This is a genomic window from Streptomyces cyanogenus (genome assembly GCF_017526105.1).
Lineage (GTDB): Bacteria > Actinomycetota > Actinomycetes > Streptomycetales > Streptomycetaceae > Streptomyces > Streptomyces cyanogenus.
Window position 1 is genome coordinate 4,307,497 of the sequence record NZ_CP071839.1, and the last position, 22,815, is coordinate 4,330,311.

The 22,815-nt window shown below is 73.3% G+C and carries 25 protein-coding genes, 2 tRNA genes and 1 pseudogene; 22 read left to right on the forward strand and 6 right to left on the reverse strand.

Translation table 11 applies throughout. The features are described from left to right. The first annotated feature begins 75 nt into the window (after window positions 1–75). Window positions 76–163 (forward strand) — tRNA-Ser (locus tag S1361_RS19380). Between the two features lie 387 nt (window positions 164–550). Beyond that, window positions 551–1,414 carry an SCO2400 family protein gene (locus S1361_RS19385; RefSeq protein WP_208033085.1) on the forward strand — a complete coding sequence of 288 codons (864 nt, stop codon included), beginning with the start codon at window positions 551–553 and terminating at the stop codon, window positions 1,412–1,414. Between the two features lie 285 nt (window positions 1,415–1,699). Here S1361_RS19385 and S1361_RS19390 read toward each other — a convergent pair. Continuing rightward, window positions 1,700–2,110, reverse strand: a pseudogene (locus S1361_RS19390) (PaaI family thioesterase); the annotation flags it as partial. 65 nt (window positions 2,111–2,175) lie between these two features. Between S1361_RS19390 and S1361_RS19395 the strand changes: the two are divergent. Both S1361_RS19395 and S1361_RS19400 read left to right on the forward strand, forming a co-directional pair. Further along, entirely contained in the window at window positions 2,176–2,616 is a 441-nt protein-coding gene (locus S1361_RS19395) for a MarR family winged helix-turn-helix transcriptional regulator (RefSeq protein WP_208033086.1), read from the forward strand. 85 nt (window positions 2,617–2,701) lie between these two features. Beyond that, on the forward strand, window positions 2,702–3,187 hold the full coding sequence (locus S1361_RS19400) for a hypothetical protein (RefSeq protein ID WP_243769224.1): 486 nt from the start codon (window positions 2,702–2,704) through the stop codon (window positions 3,185–3,187). 1 nt (window position 3,188) lies between these two features. Here the strand turns inward: S1361_RS19400 and S1361_RS19405 are convergent, their stop codons facing one another. The 3 genes from S1361_RS19405 to S1361_RS19415 all read right to left on the reverse strand — a co-directional run bounded on the left by S1361_RS19405 (window position 3,189) and on the right by S1361_RS19415 (window position 8,185). Next, entirely contained in the window at window positions 3,189–5,009 is a 1,821-nt protein-coding gene (locus tag S1361_RS19405) for a copper resistance CopC/CopD family protein (RefSeq protein ID WP_208033087.1), read from the reverse strand. A gap of 337 nt (window positions 5,010–5,346) precedes the next feature. Next, window positions 5,347–5,934, reverse strand: a complete 588-nt coding sequence (locus S1361_RS19410) for a GNAT family N-acetyltransferase (RefSeq protein WP_208033088.1) — start codon at window positions 5,932–5,934, stop codon at window positions 5,347–5,349. Beyond that, window positions 5,927–8,185 (reverse strand): penicillin acylase family protein, encoded by a 2,259-nt coding sequence (locus tag S1361_RS19415; RefSeq protein WP_208033089.1) that lies wholly within the window; start codon window positions 8,183–8,185, stop codon window positions 5,927–5,929. The genes S1361_RS19410 and S1361_RS19415 overlap by 8 nt, the downstream gene beginning before the upstream one ends. Window positions 8,186–8,263: 78 nt before the next feature. Here S1361_RS19415 and S1361_RS19420 point away from each other — a divergent pair, with 78 nt between their 5' ends. The 7 genes from S1361_RS19420 (at window position 8,264) to S1361_RS19445 (ending at window position 12,979) form a co-directional block, all read left to right on the forward strand. Beyond that, window positions 8,264–8,986 (forward strand): siderophore-interacting protein, encoded by a 723-nt coding sequence (locus S1361_RS19420; RefSeq protein WP_208033090.1) that lies wholly within the window; start codon window positions 8,264–8,266, stop codon window positions 8,984–8,986. Between the two features lie 248 nt (window positions 8,987–9,234). Next, entirely contained in the window at window positions 9,235–9,828 is a 594-nt protein-coding gene (locus tag S1361_RS19425; protein WP_208033091.1) for an HhH-GPD-type base excision DNA repair protein, read from the forward strand. A gap of 358 nt (window positions 9,829–10,186) precedes the next feature. Then, entirely contained in the window at window positions 10,187–10,879 is a 693-nt protein-coding gene (locus S1361_RS19430; RefSeq protein ID WP_208033092.1) for an HdeD family acid-resistance protein, read from the forward strand. Window positions 10,880–10,973: 94 nt separating this feature from the next. Next, window positions 10,974–11,294, forward strand: coding sequence for a hypothetical protein (locus tag S1361_RS19435; protein ID WP_243769225.1), 321 nt, complete (start codon window positions 10,974–10,976; stop codon window positions 11,292–11,294). Between the two features lie 53 nt (window positions 11,295–11,347). After that, window positions 11,348–11,473, forward strand: coding sequence for a hypothetical protein (locus S1361_RS39880; RefSeq protein ID WP_279577615.1), 126 nt, complete (start codon window positions 11,348–11,350; stop codon window positions 11,471–11,473). Between the two features lie 472 nt (window positions 11,474–11,945). Continuing rightward, window positions 11,946–12,242, forward strand: a complete 297-nt coding sequence (locus S1361_RS19440; protein ID WP_004943146.1) for a type II toxin-antitoxin system VapB family antitoxin — start codon at window positions 11,946–11,948, stop codon at window positions 12,240–12,242. A gap of 98 nt (window positions 12,243–12,340) precedes the next feature. After that, entirely contained in the window at window positions 12,341–12,979 is a 639-nt protein-coding gene (locus S1361_RS19445; RefSeq protein WP_243769226.1) for a LytR C-terminal domain-containing protein, read from the forward strand. Between the two features lie 136 nt (window positions 12,980–13,115). Here the strand turns inward: S1361_RS19445 and upp are convergent, their stop codons facing one another. Beyond that, the gene (gene upp / locus S1361_RS19450; RefSeq protein ID WP_208033093.1) at window positions 13,116–13,751 is read right to left on the reverse strand and encodes a uracil phosphoribosyltransferase; all 636 of its coding nucleotides are present in this window, start codon (window positions 13,749–13,751) and stop codon (window positions 13,116–13,118) included. A gap of 96 nt (window positions 13,752–13,847) precedes the next feature. On the opposite strand from upp, the gene S1361_RS19455 reads away from it, so the two are divergent. The 9 genes from S1361_RS19455 (at window position 13,848) to S1361_RS19495 (ending at window position 19,345) form a co-directional block, all read left to right on the forward strand. Further along, a complete protein-coding gene (locus tag S1361_RS19455; protein WP_208033094.1) occupies window positions 13,848–14,090 on the forward strand; it encodes a hypothetical protein in 243 nt (80 codons plus the stop codon). Window positions 14,091–14,394: 304 nt separating this feature from the next. Beyond that, window positions 14,395–14,925 carry a tRNA adenosine deaminase-associated protein gene (locus S1361_RS19460; RefSeq protein WP_208036678.1) on the forward strand — a complete coding sequence of 177 codons (531 nt, stop codon included), beginning with the start codon at window positions 14,395–14,397 and terminating at the stop codon, window positions 14,923–14,925. An 80-nt stretch (window positions 14,926–15,005) separates the two neighbouring features. Continuing rightward, entirely contained in the window at window positions 15,006–15,437 is a 432-nt protein-coding gene (gene tadA / locus S1361_RS19465; protein WP_208033095.1) for a tRNA adenosine(34) deaminase TadA, read from the forward strand. Window positions 15,438–15,506: 69 nt separating this feature from the next. Continuing rightward, a tRNA-Ser gene (locus tag S1361_RS19470) sits at window positions 15,507–15,591 on the forward strand. A 156-nt stretch (window positions 15,592–15,747) separates the two neighbouring features. Then, window positions 15,748–15,927 (forward strand): hypothetical protein, encoded by a 180-nt coding sequence (locus tag S1361_RS19475; protein ID WP_153540120.1) that lies wholly within the window; start codon window positions 15,748–15,750, stop codon window positions 15,925–15,927. Window positions 15,928–15,937: 10 nt separating this feature from the next. Further along, window positions 15,938–16,240, forward strand: coding sequence for a Dabb family protein (locus tag S1361_RS19480; RefSeq protein WP_208033096.1), 303 nt, complete (start codon window positions 15,938–15,940; stop codon window positions 16,238–16,240). A gap of 185 nt (window positions 16,241–16,425) precedes the next feature. Next, window positions 16,426–17,262 carry an RNA polymerase sigma factor SigF gene (locus S1361_RS19485; protein ID WP_243769534.1) on the forward strand — a complete coding sequence of 279 codons (837 nt, stop codon included), beginning with the start codon at window positions 16,426–16,428 and terminating at the stop codon, window positions 17,260–17,262. A 335-nt stretch (window positions 17,263–17,597) separates the two neighbouring features. Further along, window positions 17,598–18,539, forward strand: a complete 942-nt coding sequence (locus tag S1361_RS19490) for an RNA polymerase sigma factor SigF (protein WP_208033098.1) — start codon at window positions 17,598–17,600, stop codon at window positions 18,537–18,539. A 53-nt stretch (window positions 18,540–18,592) separates the two neighbouring features. Further along, on the forward strand, window positions 18,593–19,345 hold the full coding sequence (locus tag S1361_RS19495; RefSeq protein WP_208033099.1) for a hypothetical protein: 753 nt from the start codon (window positions 18,593–18,595) through the stop codon (window positions 19,343–19,345). A 13-nt stretch (window positions 19,346–19,358) separates the two neighbouring features. Here S1361_RS19495 and S1361_RS19500 read toward each other — a convergent pair whose 3' ends face one another. Continuing rightward, window positions 19,359–19,553, reverse strand: coding sequence for a hypothetical protein (locus S1361_RS19500; RefSeq protein ID WP_208033100.1), 195 nt, complete (start codon window positions 19,551–19,553; stop codon window positions 19,359–19,361). Window positions 19,554–19,757: 204 nt separating this feature from the next. Between S1361_RS19500 and S1361_RS19505 the strand changes: the two genes are divergently transcribed. Beyond that, a complete protein-coding gene (locus tag S1361_RS19505) occupies window positions 19,758–20,252 on the forward strand; it encodes a MarR family winged helix-turn-helix transcriptional regulator (RefSeq protein WP_208033101.1) in 495 nt (164 codons plus the stop codon). Window positions 20,253–20,337: 85 nt separating this feature from the next. Further along, window positions 20,338–22,803, forward strand: coding sequence for an MFS transporter (locus S1361_RS19510; protein ID WP_481906724.1), 2,466 nt, complete (start codon window positions 20,338–20,340; stop codon window positions 22,801–22,803). Window positions 22,804–22,815 lie beyond the last annotated feature (12 nt).

Here is a 22,815-nt window from a genome sequence, read left to right on the forward strand (position 1 = left end):
CCGCGGGCTGTAACGGATGCGGGCCTGCGGGAACGGGTTCGCGAGCACTCCCCTCGGTCATGTAATGTTTCCGGCGGAGGATTCGCCTAGAGGCCTAGGGCGCACGCTTGGAAAGCGTGTTGGGGGCAACCCCTCACGAGTTCGAATCTCGTATCCTCCGCCAGCCAAGAGGGCCGGACCATGAAAGTGGTCCGGCCCTCTGGCGTTCGTCCGTCGCAGTTTCCGTCTCAGTTGTCTTCCGGCCCGCTCCGGACGGTGCCCAGAGCGCGTCTCCGACTTGCTGAGCGGCTTTCCGGAGCATGACTCCCGTCACATGCATGGACCGGGTGCACCACGCGCCTCCCCCGGAGGGTGCGCACCGGACCGCGCCTGGGGTCACTCCGGCGGCCACCGGGGTCCGGGGATCTGCGCAGGAGCATCACACAGGCTGCACACAGCCTCTCAAAGGGCTCGTTAGCGTTGCTGGCCGCTCGACTCGACTCCCTGTACGAGCGTGACCAGGCCGTGGCCCGGGCGGGCCGACGGTGCAGTCAACCGAGGAAGACCACAGATGGACTACTGCTCCACGTGTCGTCGGCATCTCAATGGCGCCCTGGTGTGTCCCGGGTGCGGTGCATACGCCCCGGACATCGCGCCGCCGGTCCTCACCGATCGCGTCGGCCCCGACCTGTCCGCCGAGTCGACCACCACGGGTGCGTCCACCGTCACGTCGCCCGGGACCAGCGGCGACGGATTCCCCCAGGGCGGTGAGTCCGAGCCGGAGCAGGACACGGGGTCCGCCACCGGGCCGGCCGCCGGCACCGCTGGCGTATCACCCGCGCGGCCGGGCAGGGCGGCACGCCGCCGCCAGCTCGCCCGTCTCAGGAAACACCAGCGGCGGGCCATGGTCGCCACCGCCTTCGCACTCGTCGGCGGCGGCCTGTCGCTCGCCACACTGGACCGGCACACCACCGGCCAGGCGCACGCGGCCACCGCACCGGAGGACCGGAGCATGGGCGCCGCGAGGGAGCGGGTGGAGACGGAGCCCGCCCAGTCGGCCCCGCAAGCCCCGCAGGCCCCCGAGCATCGCGCGCCCCGCACCGCACCCGCGAGACACGCAGCGATCAGCGCCACCCCTCGGCACCAGACCCTCCCCGCCCCGCCCGGCACCGCGCCGCCGGTGATCCGGCCGAAGGCCGTCCCCTCCGCCCGTCCGGCCGTCGCGTCGTCCTCGGAGCAGCGGACCACCACAGCCGCGTCCTCCGGCGGTACGGCGAACACGAACGAACCGGCCCCGAGCCGCACCGACACGGCGACCCCACCGGCCCCGGCCCCGGCGACCGGCGGCAGGGAAGCGGACACCTCCGGGACCGCGCCCGCCCCGGCGGCGACGTCGCCCACCCAGCTCTGCCTGCTGGGCCTCTGCGTCGGTTGACGTGCCGGCGGTGTCACGCTTCCCGCGTCGGCCGGGGAAGGCTCGTCCAGCGCGGTGAAGTGGACGTGCGCCCGGCCCCGCCGGGTTCGGCATCACCACCGGCGACAGGCCTCTGGCCGGGTCTCGCCGGGCCGTAGTGCGGTGACGGGAGCGGCGACTTCACCGCCGGGATCCCGCACTTCCTTCTGTACCGACTGGCGTGGAGGTCCTCGGCGGGTGATTCGGTGATCCGGCGGGGATCTCCGTGAGCCGGCCGCCCGCCGGCTGGGAACGGACGTCGGGGGTGAGGGCGATGGCGCCCTGGGCGACGGCGCAGAGGGTCGCGTCGCCGGCGGCGTCGATCGTGTACAGGTCGCACCGGCAGACGACCCTGGTGCGGCCGGGGCGTACGACCTGGGCGTGGGCGCGGAGCACCTCGCCCCGGGCGGGGCGCAGGTAGTCGATGGTGTATCCGGCCGTGAGCAGCCGGGGGCCGGCGACCGTGCCGGCGGCGAAGGTGAGGGCGTTGTCGGCGGCGTAGCCGAGGACTCCGCCGTGGAGGAAGCCGTTCTGCTGGCGCAGCTCCTCGCGCACGTCCAGCTCCAGGGTGGCGGCGCCGTCGCCGAAGGCCGTCAGCCGGGCGCCGAGGTAGACGCTGAAGGGCTGGGAGGCCAGCGCCTGACGGGCAAGGTCGAGATCCAGGGTGCGGGCGTTCACTGCCACCTCACTTCACTAGTGAACTGAGCATCGTGCCGCGCGGTTCACCCTGTCAAGATCGGACCATGCCGCCCGAACCCGACCACCGCCTGTTCTTCCTCCTGCAGCGCGCCGCCCACACCCTGCGCCTGACCGCGGACCGCCGCTGCCTGGCCGCCGCCGGGGTCACCACCGCCCAGCTCGGCGCCCTGTTCGCCGTACGCGACCAGCGGGGCCTGACCCAGCAGGAACTCGCCCGGACCCTCGGCCTGCGCCAGTCCGCGGTGACGCCGCTGGTCGCCCGGCTCACCGCGGCCGGGCTCGTGGCCAGGCGGGCCCATCCGCACGACCACCGTGCGGTCGTCCTGGAGCTGACGGACGCGGGCGCGGCCGCCGTGCGCGCCGCCGCTCCGGAGATCGACCGGTTCAACGCCGAGATGCGCTCTCTCCTCGGTGACGACGGCTTCGCCGGCACCGCGGCCGCACTGCACAAGCTCGCGCACTGGCGGCCCCTGCCGGACCGGTGACCGGAGATCCGCGGCTCCCGGATGCGACCTGGGGGACGCAAGCGCACGGTGGTGACAGAGGCATCTCTCGTTGGAGGTGAGGGCCATGAGGCGCTCGTTGACCACTGTGGCCGCTGCGGCCGTGCTGCTGCTTCCCGTCGCCTCGGTGGACGGCGTGGCGACCGCGGCCGGGCAGGCCAAGGAGCCGGGATCCGCTCCCGCGACCCTGTGTACGTACCGTGACGCGTTCCCGCCGGGCGGCGGGACCAACATCGGCGGTGTGCCCCCGCGGTACAAGTACACCTACACCCCGTACGCCGGTGCCCGCTTCGACGGCTGCACCAACACGCTCAAGGTGTACTACGGCGGCTACTCCAACCCCCGCTACGCCTACTACGAGATCAGCTACACGTATCCGTCCCGGTTCGGCTGGTTCACCTGGCAGATGGGCATGGGCGAACGCCAGGTCGCGACCGTGCAGGGGCCCGCGCACGGCGACTGGAACTTCAAGGTGAGGGCGTGCGCCCGCTCCATCGACGAGGGGCCCCACTGCACCGGCTGGTCGCCGCAGCTCTTCCTGCACGCCGTCTGAGTCAGCGCGTCACCCGCACCGGCGCCGACACCGTCACCTGGTCCAGGTCGGACACCCGGACCATGGCCTTCATCGTCCAGGTGCCGGGCAGGGGCAGGGTGAAGGAGGGGGCGGACCAGTAGCCGCCCTGGTCGGTGACCCTGGTGTCCAGGGGGCCGACGCGCTGGGCGGGGAGCGTCAGGGTGACACGGAGTTCGGGGACGGTTGACAGGCCGCCGTCGGGCCCGTAGATCACCGCCTGCACGGAGTTGGTGCCGACGCGGCCGGGATCCAGGGTGATCTGGACCCTTCCCCGGCCGCCGGGGGTCCCGGTGTCGAAGGGGATCGTGGTGACGGAGGCGGTCGGGATGCCGGTCGCCGGGGCGGCGGCGGCCTGGACCGACTCCGTCGCCGCGCGGCCCGGCACGGTGCTGGTCAGCAGGGTGGTCAGGGCCAGGACCAGCAGCGCGGCCGTCGCCTCCAGCAGCACCGAGCGGCGCAGGAGGGCCAGGGCCGGGTTCGCGGGCGGCGCCGGGGGCGGCTCGGGGAGCGGGGGCCCGGTGGCCGGTTCGGGGACGCGGGCGGGGGTGGCCGCGGCGGCCCGGATCAGGCGGCCGGTCCAGGTCCGGGAGCAGGCCGCCGCCAGGAGCAGGGCGATGACCGCGGCCAGCTTGGCCAGCAGGGTACGGCCGTACGTCGTGTCCGTGAGCGCCTGCCAGGACCCCAGGCCCCGCCAGGACTGGTAGACGCCGGTCACCACCAGGACCGTCACCGAGACGAACGCCAGGCGGGAGAAGCGGGCCGGGACCGAGGCGGGCAGGCCGGCCGGCTCCGGGATGCGCCGCAGGGTCCACAGGAGGGCGGCCAGACCGCCCAGCCAGGCCGCCATGGCCAGCAGGTGCAGGGTGGACGAGACGATCGCCGCCGGGACCTGGATGCCCGCCGAGGCGTGGTCGGACGCCGACCAGGTCAGGGACAGGGCCACGGCGAGGACCGTGGCCGCGGCGAGGCCGGCCCGGCGCGGAAGCCGCGTGGGTCGCTTGCGCAGGACCGTCACGACGGCCGCGGCCAGGAGCAGCAGCGCCAGGCGGAGCAGGAGCAGCCGGCCGGGACGGGTCGTCGCCGTGTGGGTGAGGGCGGAGAGGGAGAAGGCGGTCGTCGGGGCGGCGGCCTCCTCGTAGGGCGCCCGCAGGAGGTACAGGGCGGCGCTGGAGACGAGGAGGGCGGCCGCGGCGGCCAGGACGGGGGTGCGCAGGTGGGCGGTGGCCGGCGGGCGGCAGTACGCCACGAACGCGGCCACGCCCAGGAGCAGGGCCAGGGAGAGGTAGGCGAGGTAGCGCGCGATGGTGTGCAGGGCCGTGGTCGCCCGGTCCTCCGCGCGGTCCGTGGGCGGGGCCGCGGGTGCCGCCGTGCGTTTGCCGACCGAGAAGGTCAGGGCGCCGGACACCGGGTGGCTGTCGGCCGACACCACCCGCCAGGCGACCGTGTACGTGCCGGTGGCGAGGCGTGCGGGGAGGCCGACGCGGGCCGTGTCGGAGCGGCCGGGGGCGTGGTCGGCGGGGCCGGTGGTGATGCGGCGGTTGCCGGGGTCGTAGATCCGGAAGGAGTCGTTCAGCAGGCCGACCGACTCGGTGAAGGTGAGGGTGACGTGGCGGGGGGCGCTGGGCAGGACGGATCCGTCGGCGGGGTCCGTGGAGCGCAGGGCGGCGTGGGCCGAGGCGGGGGCCGCGGTGCCGAGGAGCAGCCCGAGCAGGAGGGCCGGGAGGAGGAGAACCGGGAGGAGGACCGGGCGGAGGGCAGAGCGGGGAAGGGGGCGGGGCAGGAGCGCGCGGGGTGCGGGCATCGGCCCGCGTGGGTCCCGCGGTCCTCGCCGTCGTCCCGGTCGCCGGTCTCCGTCGCGCAGCACCGTCGTCAACCTCCGTCCCCACGCGCACCTGTGGCGGTGCCTCCGTACAGGCACACACGCACCCGTGCCGACTGCCTCCCTGCAGGCACACGCGCACCCGTGCCAACTGCCTCCCTACAGGTACGCGGAGAACCGCCGGTGTGCTCAGGGCCGCCGCCCGGTCAAGGTACGCCGGCACAGGCCGACCTCGCCGCGCGGGGGTTCGAGGCCGGTGGAGTGCCCCCGCGCGAGCGAAGCCGAGCACGGAAGAGGGCGGTCGGCTCTTCGGGCGCCGTCATCCCGGGAAGGCCACCGCCCGGTCGAGGAAGGCGAGTTGTGCCCGCTTCTCCGGGAGGTACACGTCGGGCAGGTCGACCTCGGGCAGGACGACGGTGGGGCCGCGGCGGAAACCCTGGCGTTCGAAGCGGGCGATCGCCTTGGTGTTGCGCACGTCCGGGTCGACCACGGTCCGGCGGCGGTCCAGCACCAGCAGCGCGTACGACGTGATCGCCGTCAGCAGCGCGGAGGTCCAGCCGGGGCGCGGGCCGTCGGGGCCGGCGGGGGCGAGCAGGAGGTGGACGCCGAGGTCGCCGGGGCGGACCTCGTAACACTCGCCGACCCGGTCGGCGGAGGGCTCGTACGTCTGGAGGAGGGCGGCCGGTTCGCCGTCCTTGGTGACGAGGTGGGCCTGGTGGGTGCCGAGGGTGGCCATGTGGGTGTAGATCTCGGCGACCTGGGCTCTGGTGAGGCCGTTCATGCCCCAGAACGCGGCGCGTTCGTCGCTCACCCAGGCGTGGACCAGGTCCGCGTCGCCCTCCGGGTCCAGGGGGCGGACACGGACGGTGCCGTAGCCCTCGATGTGCTGGACGTGCAGGTCAGTCATCGGATTCCTCGGTGGGGTCGGTGGCGGTCGGATCGGTCTGCTCGGGGACGAGCCGGGCCCAGTCGGTGACCACCGGGACCAGTTCTCCCGCCAGCCACAGGGGGAGTTGGTCGCGGTGGTGGGGGGCGCCGGGTACGCCGTCGGCACCGAAGGGGACCACCCAGCGGCTGTTGTCGCGGTCGGCCAGGTCCCAGACGTAGCGGGCGGCCGGGCCGCGGGCGGCGCGGTCGGTGAGGCCGGGGACGGCGGAGGTGCAGAGCACGCAGTCGTGGTCACCGGCGAGACCGGGCTCGTCCGCCGCGGTGTACGGCTCGGTCGGCAGCGCCCGCCAGGGGGCCAGGCGGTGGGTGGCGGACCAGGGGGCGGCGGGGGGTGCGGCGGCGGTCTCCTCCAGGGCGGCCCGGACGGCTTCCGCGCGGTCGATGCCGTACAGGTCCTCGGCGCGCAGCAGGTGTTCGAGGGCGTGGCCGATGCGCGGGACGAGGGCCAGCCAGGGCAGCAGGACGTCCGGGTAGGCCGGGGGTTCGGTGAGCGGGGCGAAGACCGGGTGGGCGGCGAGCCGGCGTACGACCGCGCCGCGCACCGCCGCGTACGCCGCCGCGTCGGTGCTGTCCGCGCCCATGCGGCGGTCCCAGGCGAGCAGGCGGTCGCGGAGGGCCGCGGCGGCGGGGGTGAGGCCGGTGAGCGCGGCGATCCGGTCCAGGAGGGGGGCGGCGGAGCCGAGACGGGTGTCGGTGTGGATCGCTGGCATGCCGTCGGCGGTCCAGGTGCGGCGCGCGTCGAGCAGGGCGCGGATGCGGGCGGCACGGTGGGGCGGGGCGAACTCGACGCCGAGGGGGGTGGCGAGGCCGCGGGCGTTGGCCATCACCGCGATGCCGTCCTCGGTGGCCGGGCGGGCGTACGGCGTCTCGTGCGTGCCGTGCCATGCGTGGCCCGGCTCCCAGGCGGGGACCGGACGGAGGCGGTTGGCCGCGGCGCGGACCGGGACGTGGCCGGCGACGCGGTGCAGGGCGCCGCCTTCGGTGTCGGCGGCCTGGACGACGTTGACCGGCTCGGTCCAGGCGTCCAGGGCGCGGTCGATGTCGGCGACGGTGCGGGAGCGGAGAAGGGGGAGGAGGGCGCTGAAGCCGAGGTCTTCCGTGACGCGGGGCGGGTAACGGAGGGCCAGCGCCTCGGCCCCGCCTTCGGTGGTCCCGAGTGCTCCCCCACCCGCACCCGTGCGGCTCCGGTCGCCGGGTGCGGGCGGCCCCGATGGGCCGTCCCCGCCGGCGACGGCGGTCGCCTCCGGCGCGGGGGACCGGCCGGGTTGGGCGTCGGTGGCCTCAAGGCCCTCCGGGCCGCCCGCGATCACCGGGCCCCGGGCGGTCTCGACGACCTCGACCTCGATGGGGGGTTCGCCGGCGATGTGGACCGTTTCGGTGTGGCGGGCGGCCCGGTGCCAGGTGCCGTCGGGGGAGAGGGACTCGACGCCCGCGCCGGTGCGGCGGAGGCGCTCGCGGTAGAGGTCCTGGTAGTCGGCCATGGCGTTGGTGATGGCCCAGGCGGCCGTGCCGGTGTGGCCGAAGTGGGCGATGCCGGGGACGCCGGGCACGGCCAGGCCGATGACGTCGAACTCGGGGCAGGCCAGGCGGATCTGCTGGTACACCCCGGGGTCCTCGATGAAGCGGTGGGGGTCGCCGGCGATGAGGGCGTGCCCGGTGGCGGTGCGGTCGCCGGTGACCAGCCAGCCGTTGCTGCCCGCGGTACCGGGCCCGTCGGTGGCGAACAGGCCGACGGCGTCGGGACCGAGGTGCCGTACCGCCTGCTCGCGCCAGAGCTTGGCGGGGAAGCCGGCGAAGAGGATGTGCGTGCCGAGCCAGACGCCGAGCGGCGTCCAGGGCTGCCAGCGGCCGGCGGCCAGGCCGGTGCGGGCGAACTCGGGTGCACGGCGGGCGCCGGCGGGCAGACCCTCGTTGACCCCGTCCACGTACGCCCGCACCCAGTCGGCGGTCTCCGGGTCCCGGCGTTCCAGCGCGGTGAAGCAGCGGCGGGCGGTGTCCTCCAGCCGGGCCCGGCGGGCGAAGACGTCCCAGGAGAGGGCCTCGGCGCCGAGGAAGGAGGCGGAGGTTCCCTGGGCGCGGTGCCGCTCGACCTCCAGCTGCCAGGCCCGGTCGTGGGCGGTGATCCGCCCCTGGACACGGGCGAGTTCGCGGGCGCTGGACGCGCGCAGGTGGGGGATGCCCCAGGCGTCGCGGAACGTCTCGGTGGTCACCCGGGAAACCCCCTGTGCTTTAGGTTAGCCTTGCCTAAGTTTTCCGTGGCGGAATCGTACGCGAACCGTGGAGGGGTCATGGGGCAGGGGCGGGGCTGGGAGGGCGCGGTGCTGAAACTGCTGCGCGCCAAGGACTTCGTACTGACGGTGCTCGACGCGCAGGACGTGACCCCGCACTACCGGCGGCTCCGGCTGAGCGACGGCGGGTTGCTCGCCGCGACCGGTGTCCATCCCACCATGTGGGTACGGCTGTGGTTCTCCGCCGACGGCCGGCCGCACCAGCGCGCGTACACCCTGGTCGACCCCGACCCGGCCGCCGGCACCCTCGGCCTGGAGTTCGCCCTGCACGCGGGTACGGCCTCCGACTGGGCGCGGGCCGCGCGGCCCGGCGACACCATCGAGGCCACCGTGCAGGGCACCGGCTTCCAGCGCCCCGAGCCCGCGCCCTCGCACCTCGTCGCGATCGGCGACCCGGCCTCGCTGCCCGCGATCAACTCCCTGCTGGGCGCGCTCGGTTCGGCACCGGCGACGGTCTGGTTCGAGGGCGAGCCGACGGGGCTGCCCTGCCGGACCGAGCCGGGCCGGCACGAGATCCGGGCGGTACCGCGCCGGGACGCGGGCGCCCACCTGGTGGAACGGGTCCGCGCCGAACTGCCCGCCGTCCTCGCCGGCACCCCGCACCCGTACGTCTGGATCGCCTGCGACACCGCGACCACCCGCACACTCGCGGCCTACGTCCGCAAGGACCTGGGCCTGCCGAAGCAGCGGGTGCACGCGCTGGGGTACTGGCGCGCCGGGTGAGGGGGGCGCGGGGCGGGCGGGTTGGACGGGCGGGGCGTGGGCCGGGCGGGCGGAGGCGCGGGCTGGGCGGGTCAACTCAGCGGACGCGCGAACCGGGTGGGGCACGTTACGCGGGCCTACGCGTGGACGGGCTGGACCAGCGCATCTGCGGACCAGTGGCCGGACTGAACGGGCGGCCGGGCTGAACGCGCGGACTGAACGCGCGGGCTGGGCAGGCGGAGGGGGTGGGGGCGCGGGATCATCTACGCATGGACGTCACGCTGCACCTCGCCCAGGACCCGGCGGCCGACGGGCTGCTCGGGCGGTCCCCGCTCGCCGTGCTGACCGGGATGCTGCTCGACCAGCAGATCCCGATGGAGTGGGCGTTCAAGGGGCCCCGGACCATCGCCGACCGGCTCGGTGCCGAGGATCTGGACGCGCACGAGATCGCGGCGATGGATCCGGAGGCCTTCGCCGCGCTGCTCTCCGAGAAGCCCGCGGTGCACCGCTACCCCGGCTCGATGGCGAAGCGGATCCAGCAGCTGTGCCAGTACCTCGTCGAGCACTACGACGGGGACGCGGAGGCGGTCTGGCGGGGCGTCGGCAGCGGGGACGAGCTGCTGCGCCGGCTGGAGGACCTGCCGGGATTCGGGAAGCAGAAGGCGCAGATCTTCCTGGCCCTGCTCGGCAAGCAGCTCGGGGTCGCCCCCGCGGGCTGGCGGGAGGCCGCCGGGGCCTACGGCGAGCCGAAGTCCTTCCGGTCCGTCGCCGACATCACCGGCCCCGAGTCGCTGGCCAAGGTACGCGCCCACAAGCAGGAGATGAAGGCGGCGGCGAAGGCGGCGAAGCCGACGAGGAAGTAGCGGGCCGGCGCCGGCCGCTGCCGCGGCGCGGGGCGGCATCGACGTGCGGCTCCGGGCGACGAGGACGCCCAGAGCCCGGAACCAGCCGCGCACCCCGGCAACGGCCCACACCGACACACACGGCGCCGCCCCGCACCCACCCCCGGTACGGCCCACACCCACCCCCGGCCCGGTGCCCGACACCGCCCCACACCGACACACTCGGCGCCGCACCGCACCCGCATCCGGCACCGCCCCGCACCCACCCCCGGTACGACCCACACCCACCCCCGGCCCGGTGCCCGACACCGCCCCGCCCCCACCACCCGTCCGGCCCACCCCGCTGGCCCCCGCCCCCCGGCCGCTCGCAGCATGAAGCATGACCGAGGCACCGATCGGCGGTCCCGAAGGGGGCCGTGAGTACGACGACCGGCACGTGCACGCCGGGGAAGGACCCCGCGCACGCCCCACGGAGCCGCACCGCGTGCACCATGAACCGGAACCGCCGTTCGAGGGCCCGCTGCACGCCCTGTCCCGGGCCGTCTGGCAGGTCGTCCTGCTGACCGGGATCGGCTCCCTGGTGCTCGGCGTCCTGGTGCTGGTCTGGCCGGGCCCTTCCCTGCTCGTCGCCGGGGTGCTGTTCGGCCTGTACCTGATCTACAGCGGCATTCTCCAGCTGGTGGCGGCGTTCGGCACGCACCGGGCGACCTCGCTGCGGGTGCTGGCCTTCCTCAGCGGCGCGCTGTCGATCCTGCTGGGCCTGTTCTGCTTCCGCGGACCGATGCAGTCGGTCCTGCTGCTCGCCCTGTGGATCGGCATCGGCTGGCTGATCCGCGGGATCACCCAGGTCCTGGCCGCCGCGCACGACCCCCGGATGCCGGCCCGGGGCTGGCAGGTCTTCCTCGGGATCCTCACGTTCGTCGCCGGGATCGTGCTCATCGACTCGCCGTTCGAGTCGGTCGCCGTACTGACCATCGTCGGCGGGATCTGGCTGATCGCGGTGGGCATCGTGGAGATCGTCACCGCGTTGCGCCTCCGCAGCCGGTCCGGCCATGTGCCGCAGGAGCTGTGACCGCCGTCAACCTCGCGCATCAGGGGTACGCCGAGCGGGCGGATCTCGCGCACGGCGTGCAGCCCCCGCCGCCCGCCCCGGGCAGACAGCTGGTGTGAGCAGGAGCAGCAGCGCACCCCGGAGCCGTGCCCGGCTGTGCGTGCTCGTGCTGCTCCTCGCCCTGTGGGTGCCCGGCGCACACCTGTCGGCCCAGGCGCCCCCGTCCCTCGCGGTGGCCGCCGAGACCGCCGAGCACGAGATGCTCGACCCCGCGCTCCGGCCACTCGTCCGCGCCGTCCACCGGGCCGACGTACCCGAGCGCCCCGCACCCCTCCCCGGCCCGGTGTCCGCCCGCCCGGCGGCCCGCCCCCGCCCCACCGCACCGCGGGTGCCGGACACCGCGCCCCTGCTGCGCACGGTGGTCCTGCGCTGCTGACGGACCCGCGTCCCCGCACGGTCAGTCGGCTCGACGCAAGGAGCAGCACAGCCATGTCCAAGGATCCCTACGCCGTCCTGCGCGCCCTGCTGCGCGCGGAGGCCCGGCGCGGTGCGGCCGCCAGTCCGGACCAGCGCGCCCCGCAGCCGCAGCGGCCCCCGGAGGACCCGGCCCGCTGAACGGCCCCGGCGGGGGCGGCCCACCGCCTCCGCCGGGCCGGTGCGCTACCGGCGACGCCGGCTCGCGGTCCACAGCCTGTGCACAACGCTCGTGGAGCGGCGAGGCGCGGACCGCCTCGTCCAGTGCGGGTCCTGGTCCTGCCCGTGCCGGTGGCGCCCGCGACCAGGCCGTGCCGGTCGAGCGCCGGCCGCGGTACCCGGACCGACACGCCGGGGTGACACCCGCCGTCCCACCACGGGGCGCCGTGGTCGGGCGCGGGACCGGTGAAGGCGTGACCCGAGGCGCTCTTCTGCGCCCCGCCGGGCAGCGCACCGGCCCCCTCGGGCCCGGCGGACGGCGCGGTCCCGCTGTCGCTCATGTCCGGCACCCGCCCCCGTAGTAACCCGTTTGTCGGAATTGCTCCATCTTTTCAAGCGGTGCACTCCGCCGCCATGGCTGCGCCCGGAACGTCTTGACCGGTAGGCTTTCCGTGTGATCTTCAAGCGCATCGGAAACGGCCGGCCGTACCCCGACCACGGCCGGGAAAGCACCCGGCAGTGGGCGGACGTCGCGCCGCGCCCGGTCCGCCTCGATCAGCTCGTGACCACCAAGCAGCAGCTCGACCTGGAGACCCTGCTGGCGGAGGACTCGACGTTCTACGGCGACCTCTTCGCGCACGTCGTGAAGTGGCAGGGCGACCTCTATCTGGAGGACGGCCTGCACCGCGCGGTGCGCGCCGCCCTCCAGCAGCGCCAGGTGCTGCACGCGCGCGTGCTCGAACTCGACTGACCCGGCGCGACACGCCCGTTGCCCCTTTCGGGTTCCACTGAGCGGCATCGACTGATCATCTGATAGGCATCGCCGCTCGGGCGCACTACGCTGCGCTCATGAGCATGCTGACTCCCCCCGGCATGGGCGGCCAGTACCGGATCACGGGGGACGCATACCCTCGGATGCGTCCGCCCCGACGGCACGGCAGGCTCGTGGCCGTCGTGGTGGCGTCCACCGCCGTGCTCGGCCTGGTCGGCTGGGGCACCCTGCAGCTCATCGACGTCTTCACGGGCGGCGGCGACACGTCCACGGCGTCCGGCGCCGGCACCCACTGCCGGACCAGGTCCGCGGCGGCCCCGGCGGCGCGGGTGAAGCCCCTCCCCAAGCCCGGCCAGATCACCGTGAACGTCTACAACGCCACCAAGCGCACCGGGCTCGCCAAGAGCACCGCGGACGAGCTGAAGAAGCGCGGCTTCCGCATCGGCACCGTGGGCAACGCGTCGAAGCAGTACGACAAGAAGGTGAAGGGCACGGGGATGCTCCTCGGCTCCCCCGCCGCCCAGGACACCTCCCTGCGGGTCCTCGGCACCCAGCTCGCCGGCGCGGAGTCACGCGCCGACGGCCGCAAGGGCGCCGACCTGGACCTGATCATCGGGGACGCCTTCAAGGGCCTGGCCAACCGCTCGACCGCCGACCGGACCCTGACGACCCTGACCGAACCGCAGCCGACGGCCGTGCCGAAGAAGACCTGCTGAGCAGCGCCCCGAAAGGGGCGCGGGTGCATGTCCGGCGGGCGGCTTCCGCCGCGCGGGCGCGAGCGGCCGGAAGGTCCCCGCGCCCGCGGACGGCGGCCGGACCGCAGCCCGGCCGGTACGACCCGTACGAAGAGACCTACTCCGCGGCCCCGTAGAGGCGGTCCCCCGCGTCACCCAGCCCCGGCACGATGTATCCGAGCTCGTTCAGGTGGTCGTCCACGGCCGCCGTGACCACGGTGACCGGCGTACCCGCCAGCTCCCGCTCCATGACCTCGACGCCCTCCGGCGCGGCCAGCAGCACCACGGCGGTGACATCGTCGGCGCCGCGCTTGATCAGCTCCTGGATCGCCGCGACCAGCGTGCCCCCCGTGGCCAGCATCGGGTCGAGCACGTACACCTGGCGGCCCGAGAGGTCCTCCGGCATGCGCGAGGCGTACGTGGACGCCTGCAGGGTCTCCTCGTTGCGGATCATGCCCAGGAAGCCCACCTCGGCGGTCGGCAGCAGCCGGACCATGCCGTCCAGCATGCCCAGGCCCGCCCGCAGGATCGGCACCACCAGCGGGCGGGGCCGGGCGAGCTTGACGCCCGTGGTCTGCGCGACCGGGGTCCGGATGTCGACGGCCTCGGTGCGCACGTCCCGCGTCGCCTCGTAGGCGAGCAGGGTGACCAACTCGTCGGCGAGCCGCCGGAAGGTCGCGGAGTCGGTGCGCTGGTCGCGCAGCGTGGTGAGCTTGTGGGCGACCAGGGGGTGGTCGACGACGTGGAGGCGCATGCCCCTAACGGTACCTGCGCCACGGGCCGCCCTCGCGCTGGCATCAAACCGGCCAAACGGGGGAAAGTGGGAGGGACGTAAGTGGGGTGGTGAGACGTGTCCGACCTGCCTGACCTGCCCGCGGACGCCTCCGAGGCCGGCGGCCCGACCGGCCCCGCCGCGCGGTCCGCGAGAACCGGTTCCGACAAGCCCGAGAGCGAGGCCGAGCGCCGTCGGCGCCGCGCCCAGTTCCTGCGCGAGCTCGCCGAGGCCCGCGCGCTGCGCGCCCGGGTGCAGCCCCGGCGCGCCAAGGCCGCCCGGCTGCGCCACGCGATGCGCATGCGGACGTTCCGCTGGTAGCCGCGCGGGACACCGCCACACAGCGGAAGATCCACGCCCGCACCGGTGTTGGGGAGGTGGGCATGCGGGGGCGCGGGGAAAAGCCGCGTACGATCCGCAGGTGGCGGCAATGAGCGCGCTGGTGGGCCGATCACGGATCCACGATCGAAACAGCCAGACACAGGGAGCCGAAGACGTCCCCTGGACGCCTTGTTTCTGCCACGATTCCGAGTGGGTGGGGCTCGGAGCCCAAGCTCTCTCCGCCCATGTACCTCCGCCGGGGGGACCCCCAACCGGCACGCCTATGACCAGTGGGAGAGTCACGGTGTACTTCGCCGCACTGCTCGCGCGCACCGAAGACGGGTGGGAAGCGAGCGACACAGAGCTCGACGATGTGGAGACCCTGTCGGATCTTGCCGACCTGGCCCGGGAAGCCTCTCCCGACGAGGACACGGTGCTCGTCCTGATCGAGCAGGAGGACTCCTGGTTCGGTGTCGTCCGCGTGGACGGGGAGGACGACCCTCGCATCTACGTCTCGGACGCGGCCGCCGCCCGGCGCAGCGCGTACGGGGAGCTGCTGCTCACCGACGAACTGCTCGGCCGGGAGCCCGGCGCGGACGACGGCCCGGACCTGGACGCCCTGGACCTCGACGGCACGGAGGACGGGGAGTCCGAGGACGACGAGGAGGAGGGTGCCGCCGCCGACGCGGTGCCGCACAGCCCGGTGGGCGACAGCGAGATCCTTGACGACCTGGGCATCAGCGAGAAGGAGCTGCGCGCCCTGGACGCCGACGACGCGCTGAACACGATCGCCGAGGCCCTGGGCGCCTCGGAGGTGCTGGAGACCGTCCGCTGACCCCGCCACAGGACCCGCTGCCCACGGGGCGGATACCGCAGGGCGCGCCGGACCCGGTCCGGGACCGCTGGCGGGCCGCGATGTGGGACGCCCTGACGGAGGCCGAGCTGGCCGTCCGGGGCGGGGACGTCCCCGTCGGCGCCGTCGTGCTGTCCCCGGACGGTACGACGGTGCTCGGAGCCGGGCACAACGAGCGTGAGGCCACCGGTGATCCGACGGCCCACGCGGAGGTCCTCGCGATCCGGCGGGCCGCGGCCCGGCTCGGTCAGTGGCGGCTGACGGGCTGCACGCTCGTCGTCACGCTGGAGCCGTGCACGATGTGCGCGGGCGCGCTCGTCCAGTCCCGGGTGGACCGGGTGGTCTACGGCGCCCGGGACGAGAAGGCGGGCGCGGCCGGCTCCCTGTGGGACGTGGTGCGCGACCGGCGGCTCAACCACCGCCCGGAGGTCATCGAGGGCGTGCTCGCGGCGGAGTGCGCCCGGCTCCTCACCGATTTCTTCCGGGACCGCTGACGGTGCCACCGGCGGGGGCACCGCATATCGATTTCAAACCACGCCCCACCTTGCTGTAGGGTCTCCCTCGGTAGCGTGTCCGAGCGGCCGAAGGAGCTCGCCTCGAAAGCGAGTGTGGCGCAAGTCACCGAGGGTTCAAATCCCTCCGCTACCGCTTGCAGGAAGGCCCCGCCGAAAAGCGGGGCCTTTCGCGTGTTCCGGACACAACGCCCGCGCCGCGGTGGGCTGTCGGCCGCACGAAAGGCCCGAAGGTTACACTCGCGGCCGGCAGGCAGGGGGCCCTCGGGGCACTGGTACAGGGGAGGCCGCGGTGGCGGTGAACGCCAAGAAGATCGCCGTGTACGCGCTCGTGGTCTTCGCGCTGTACGTGATCATCACGGACCCGGCCAAGGCGGCCGACTACGTCCAGATAGGCTTCGAGGGCATATCGGACGCGGCCAAGGCCATCGGCGACTTCATGACCTGGGTCGCCAACGGAGGAAAGAGCTGAGGTACACCCCATGATCCGCCACCTGGTCCTCTTCAAGCTCAACGAGGGCGTCGAGCGCGACGATCCGCGGGTCGTGGCGGGCGTGGAGGCATTCCGGGCGCTCGGTGACCGGATCGAGGAGCTGCGGTTCTGGGAGTGCGCCTGGAACATCAGCGACCGGCCGATCGCCTACGACTTCGCGATCAACTCGGCCGTCGAGGACGCCGACGCCCTCAAGCGCTACCTGGAGCACCCGGCCCACCAGGCGGGCGTCGCGCTGTGGCGCGAGTTCGCCACCTGGGTGATCGCCGACTACGAGATCGCCGAGCAGTAGCTCCGTACCCCCGCACGCGCGGCAGCCCCCCGCCCTTTCCGGCGGGGGGCTTTTCGCGCTGTGCTTACCCCAACTCATCAGGGTTTGAAACACAACACGGGGTTATCAGGTGCTTGCACACAGTGCACATGTCTTGTGATGCTATGACCGCTTTTGACGGATGATTGACCGATGAAGAGGTGGCGTTGACCTTGTCGGCCAGTACTGCGCCGCCCCAGGAAGAGGCGCCCACTCCGGCCCCACCGGCCCCAGAGAAGCGCCGCGGCGCCGACACCCGGGCCCTCACCCAGGTCCTGTTCGCCGAACTGAAGGAGCTCACCCCGGGCACGCCGGAGCACAACCGGGTGCGGGGCGCGCTGATCGAGGCGAACCTCCCGCTCGTGCGCTACGCCGCCGCCCGCTTCCGCTCCCGCAACGAACCCATGGAGGACGTCGTCCAGGTCGGCACCATCGGCCTGATCAACGCCATCGACCGCTTCGACCCGGACCGGGGCGTGCAGTTCCCGACCTTCGCGATGCCCACCGTGGTCGGCGAGATCAAGCGGTACTTCCGGGACAACGTCCGCACCGTCCACGTCCCGCGCCGGCTGCACGAGCTGTGGGTGCAGGTCAACAGCGCCACCGAGGACCTGACCACGCTGCACGGCCGCTCGCCGTCCACCGCCGAGATCGCCGAGCGGCTCCGGATCAGCGAGGAGGAGGTGCTCAGCTGCATCGAGGCGGGACGCTCGTACCACGCCACCTCGCTGGAGGCCGCCCAGGAGGGTGACGGACTGCCCGGCCTGCTGGACCGGATCGGCTACGAGGACCCGGCCCTGGACGGCGTGGAACACCGCGACCTGGTCCGCCATCTCCTCGTCCAACTCCCCGAGAGAGAACAGCGAATCCTTCTTCTGCGCTACTACAGCAATCTCACCCAGTCACAGATCAGCGCGGAACTCGGCGTCTCCCAGATGCATGTCTCACGACTGCTCGCCCGTAGCTTCCAACGGCTGCGTTCCGCAAATCGGATCGACGCATAGCGGCAGCAGACGCCGTACCGGCTGAGGCATGGCGGGCGCACGGAAGCACGGCTCGAACGACACTGCATCGAAAGCCCGATCGAGCGGTAACCGGCGCGAGCGAATCGCTCACCAGGGCGGTTGCCGACAGATGGCGCCCGAAATACCGTCAGACCCCTTCTTTCCAGGGCCGATTCACATCTGACATGTCGACATGTCGGTACAGCGCGTTGCCGACATGTGACATTCTGCGGGAAGCGCGTTTGCCGTGGCTCCGGCTCCGGTATTCAGGTGAGGGCTGCGTTGCTCGTGAAGACAGCGCCGCCGCGACCGTCCCGCGACCCAAAGGGGGTGGCATGTCCGCAGACCAGGGCAGCTCGAAGGTGCTGACGCCCACGATGAGCGAGGCAGCGCCCAAGGAGCTCGACGCTCTCGACGTCCTCGACGGCTTCGAGGGCGTCACGGCCCTCGAAGCCGTGCCGTCCCCGGCCGCCGACCCGGCCGCCGAAGCTGTCCCGGCCGTGCAGGCCACGGCGAACCTCGACACCCGAACCCTGTCCCGCTCGCTGTTCCTGCGCCTGGCCGCGCTGGACGAGAACAGCCCCGAGCGGGCCTACGTCCGGGACACCCTGATCGAGCTGAACCTGCCGCTGGTCCGCTACGCGGCGGCCCGGTTCCGCTCGCGCAACGAGCCGATGGAGGACATCGTCCAGGTCGGCACCATCGGCCTGATCAAGGCGATCGACCGGTTCGACTGCGAACGGGGCGTGGAGTTCCCGACGTTCGCGATGCCGACGGTCGTGGGCGAGATCAAGCGGTTCTTCCGCGACACCTCGTGGTCGGTGCGGGTCCCGCGCCGGCTCCAGGAGCTGCGTCTGGCGCTCACCAAGGCCAGCGACGAGCTGTCGCAGAAGCTGGACCGCTCGCCGACGGTGACCGAGCTGGCCGCCGTGCTCGGCGTCTCCGAGGAGGACGTGGTCGACGGCCTCGCGGTCGGCAACGCCTACACCGCCTCCTCCCTCGACTCCCCGGCCCCCGAGGACGACGGCGGCGAGGGCTCCCTGGCCGACCGGCTCGGCTACGAGGACACGGCCCTCGAAGGCGTGGAGTACCGCGAGTCCCTCAAGCCCCTGCTGGCCAAACTCCCGCCCCGGGAGCGGCGGATCATCATGCTGCGCTTCTTCGCCAACATGACCCAGTCGCAGATCGGCGAGGAGGTCGGCATCTCCCAGATGCACGTCTCGCGCCTGCTGACGCGCACGCTGGCCCAGCTCAGGGAGGGCCTGATCTCGGACTGAGCCCCGACGACGGCAGGCTTCCCATCTGACGGTATGTCAGCCACCATGACCGGATGCTGCGTACCGGGATCCTTCGTACGACGACATGGACGCATGGCCGCCGAGGCGCCGTTACGGCAGCATCGGCGGCCGTCGTCTGCCTGGGCGGGGTGCTGGCCGCGTGCGGCGGCGGCCCGGGGGACGGCTACACCGCGGTCGGCGCGGGTGCGGGCGGTCCGACCGCCGTACGGCCGTCGGGGTCGGTGACGCTGGTGCCGCTCGACGGGGCGACTCCACGCGCGACCAGCTCGCCGGGCCCGCCGGAATCGCCGAGCGGTTCGGCGGGGGCTGGCGGCACGGGCTCCACCCCTACCCCGCGGACCACCCGGAGTACCCCCACCGCACCCGGCCGGACAGCCAACCCGGGCACACCGGACCCTGCCGGCAGCCGGAGCGGTCGTACGACACCGCCGGCGGCCTCGCCCGGTCCGGCCGAGAGCTCCACGACACCCCCCGCGACCCCCGCCGACCTCTCCTGGGGCGCCCCGGCGACCGAGGACACCGACCGGCGCTGGTGCCAGCAGGTGACCGTGGCCTTCCGCAATGCCGGCGGTACGGCGGTGCGTTCGGGCTCGGTGACGTTCGGGACGCACATCACCGGCGCGCTCGGTGTCGACTGGGGCACGGTCGACTCGACCGTGGAGCTGCCCGTGCCGCTGGCGCCGGGTGCGCGCCGGAGTCCCACGTGGACGGTGTGCGTGGACGCCTGGAGGGTGCCGCTCGGCATGCACATCGAGACGCGGGACGTGTCCGTCGCCTGGGAGTGACCCCTGCGGGCCGTTACTTCATCGCCAGCCAGGCGACGCCGGCCACCACGGCGAGCACCACGACGACGCCGATGATCAGCCCGACCCGGGGACCGGAGGAGGCCGCCTGCTGCTGCCGTCCCTGGGGAGCCTCGTCGACGAACGCGCGGAACATCTGGGTGCTGCCTGCGGGGTCGTAATTGCCCTGGGGGCCCTGGGTGTTAGCCATGCCCCGAGACCCTAGCGAATCCCGGTGACCGGCCCAAGTGCGGGGCCACCGGGACAGACGGGGGCACGCCACCCGCAGCCACCTGCATGTTTACGTTCGCAATACTTGCCTTTGCCAACTTTTTGCGTCGCGCACTCCGAATTTGTTTGCCTGCAGCAACCAAGCACGCCTATGGTTGCCCTAAGCAACGATACGGGAGGTGTGATGGCCGAGCAGGCGCAGTTCGAAGAGCTGGCGCGTCAGCTCAGCGCCGTCGGAGCCGTGAAACGGGACATGGGGCGGATCCTGCCCCACGACTGTCCGGCCGGCTCGGCCGCCGTGCTGACGCTGCTCGGCCGCCACGGCGACATGCGCATGAGCAAGCTCGCCGAGCTGCTCGCCGTGGACATGTCGGTCACCAGCCGGCATGTCGCGCACGTCGCCGCACGCGGCTGGATCGAGCGACACCCGGACCCCGCGGACAAGCGCTCGCGCATCCTGCGCCTGACGCCCGCGGGCCTGGAGCAGCTCGACGAGCTGTCCCGGCGGACCACGCATCTGCTCGCCGAGCGGCTCGCGGACTGGACCGACGAGGACGTCGCCGAGCTGATCCGGCTGATGACACGCCTGCGCGCGTCCTTCGGCGACTGCCGGTCCGCCCCGCTCCGGCTCCCCGAACCCGTAACCCCAGAGACCACCCGTACACCCGCAAGCACATAAGAGAAGGAAGCCCATGGCAACGACCACACCAGCCGGTGTGCGGGCTCACGCCAAGCACGGGGGAGGCTCCCACGGCGACGCCCCGATGACCCACCGGCAGATCATGGAGGCCCTGTCCGGGCTGCTGCTCGGCATGTTCGTGGCGATCCTGTCGTCCACGATCGTCTCCAACGCCCTGCCGGAGATCATCGGCGACCTCGGCGGCGGCCAGTCCGCCTACACCTGGGTGGTCACCGCCGCCCTGCTGTCGATGACCGCGGCCACTCCCCTGTGGGGCAAGCTCGCCGACCTGTACAGCAAGAAGGCTCTCGTCCAGATAGCCCTCGTCATCTACGTGATCGCCTCGATGGCGGCCGGTCTGTCGCAGAACCCCGGCATGCTCATCACCTTCCGGGTGTTCCAGGGCATCGGCGTCGGCGGTCTGTCCGCCCTGGCGCAGATCGTCATGGCGGCGATGATCTCCCCGCGTGAGCGCGGCCGGTACTCCGGCTACCTGGGTGCCACCTTCGCCGTCGCCACCGTCGGCGGCCCGCTGCTCGGCGGTGTCATCACCGACACCTCCTGGCTGGGCTGGCGCTGGTGCTTCTACGTCGGTGTCCCCTTCGCGATCATCGCGCTGATCGTGCTGCAGAAGACCCTGCACCTGCCCGTGGCCAAGCGGGAGGTCAAGGTCGACTGGGGCGGCGCGACCCTGATCTCCGCCGCCGTCTCCCTGCTGCTGGTCTGGGTCACCTTCGCCGGTGACAAGTACGACTGGCTGTCCTGGCAGACCTACGCGATGGTCGGCGGTTCGGTCGTCCTCGGCGCGCTGTTCGTGCTCGCCGAGTCCAAGGCGAGCGAGCCGATCATCCCGCTGCGCCTGTTCAGGAACCGCACCATCACCCTCGCCTCGCTCGCCTCGCTGTTCGTCGGTGTCGCGATGTTCACCGGCACGGTGTTCTTCAGCCAGTACTTCCAGCTGGCCCGCGACAAGTCGCCGACGATGTCGGGCGTCATGACCATCCCGATGATCGGCGGTCTGTTCGTCTCCTCGACCGTCTCGGGTCAGTTCATCACCCGCACCGGCCGCTGGAAGGCGTGGCTGGTCAGCGGTGGGGTGCTGGTCACGGCCGGCCTGGTGCTGCTCGGCGGCATCCGGTACGACACCGCCTACTGGAAGATGGCCGTCTTCATGGCCCTGCTGGGTCTCGGCATCGGCATGATGATGCAGAACCTGGTGCTCGCCACGCAGAACCAGGTGGCGCCCTCCGACCTCGGCTCGGCCAGCTCCACGGTCACCTTCTTCCGCTCCCTCGGCGGTGCGGTCGGCGTCTCCGCGCTGGGCGCCGTGATGTCCCGCCGGATCACCCACTACGTCCAGGACGGCGTCGCCGACCTGAGCCCGAAGTACCAGAAGGCCCTGGCCGGCAGCTCCGGTTCGACCGACAGCATCCCGGACATGGACGCGCTGCCGAAGCCCATCCGGACGCTGCTGGAGAGCGCCTACGGCCACGGCATCGCCGACGTCTTCCTCATCGCCGGCGGCCTCGCCGCCGTCGCCCTGCTGATCACGCTGTTCATCAAGGAGGTCCCGCTGAAGACCAGGGGCGCGCTCGCCCAGGCCGCCGAGGGCGACACCCCGGCCGCGGCCCAGGCTCCGGCCGCCGCCGCGACGGCCACCGAGGCTCCCGCCCCGGAGCGGGTGCCCAGCTGGGCCACCCCCGTCGTCGGCGAGAACGGCACCACGGCCACCGCGACCACGCAGCCCAGCGCCGTCGCCACGGTCGCCGGGCCCGGCGCCCCGGGCAGCGGCGGCACCCCGGTGCAGGGCTTCGTCCGCGGCGCCGAGAGCGCCCCGGTCCCGCAGGCCGCGGTCACCCTGATCTCGCTGTCCGGCCGCCAGCTGGGCCGCTCGGTCGCCCAGGCCGACGGCTCCTACGCGCTCGACGCCCCCGGCACCGGCTCGTACGTCCTGATCGCCTCCGCCGACGGTTACCAGCCGCAGGCCTCCACCATCGTGGTGGGCGAGGAACCGCTGTCGTACGACATCCTGCTGAGCGGCACCAGCGGGCTCACCGGTGTGGTGCGGGCCGCCGGGAGCGCGCTGCCGGTCAAGGACGCCATGGTCATCGTCACCGACGTGCGCGGCGACCTGCTGGCCACCGCGGCCACCGGCGAGCAGGGCGACTTCGCCCTCACCGACCTGGTGCCCGGCACGGTGACCGTCGCGGTCAACGCGATCGGCTTCCGGCCGCGCGCCCTGCCGGTCGAGGTCGGCGCCACCGGCGTCACCCGCGTCGAGGTCGACCTGGAGGCCGGCGCCCGGCTGCAGGGTGTCGTCCGGGCCCCGCACGGTCCGCTGGCCGACGCCCGGGTGACCCTGGTCGACCAGGCGGGCAACGTGGTCGGCACCGCCACCACGGGTACGGACGGCGCGTACGCCTTCACCGACCTGGACGGCGGCGAGTACACCGTCATCGCGACCGGCTACCCGCCGGTGGCCACCGCGCTGACCGTGTCCGGCCCCGGCGTCGACGGCCACGACATCGAACTCGCCCACCCCGGCGAGTAGTTCACACCCCGG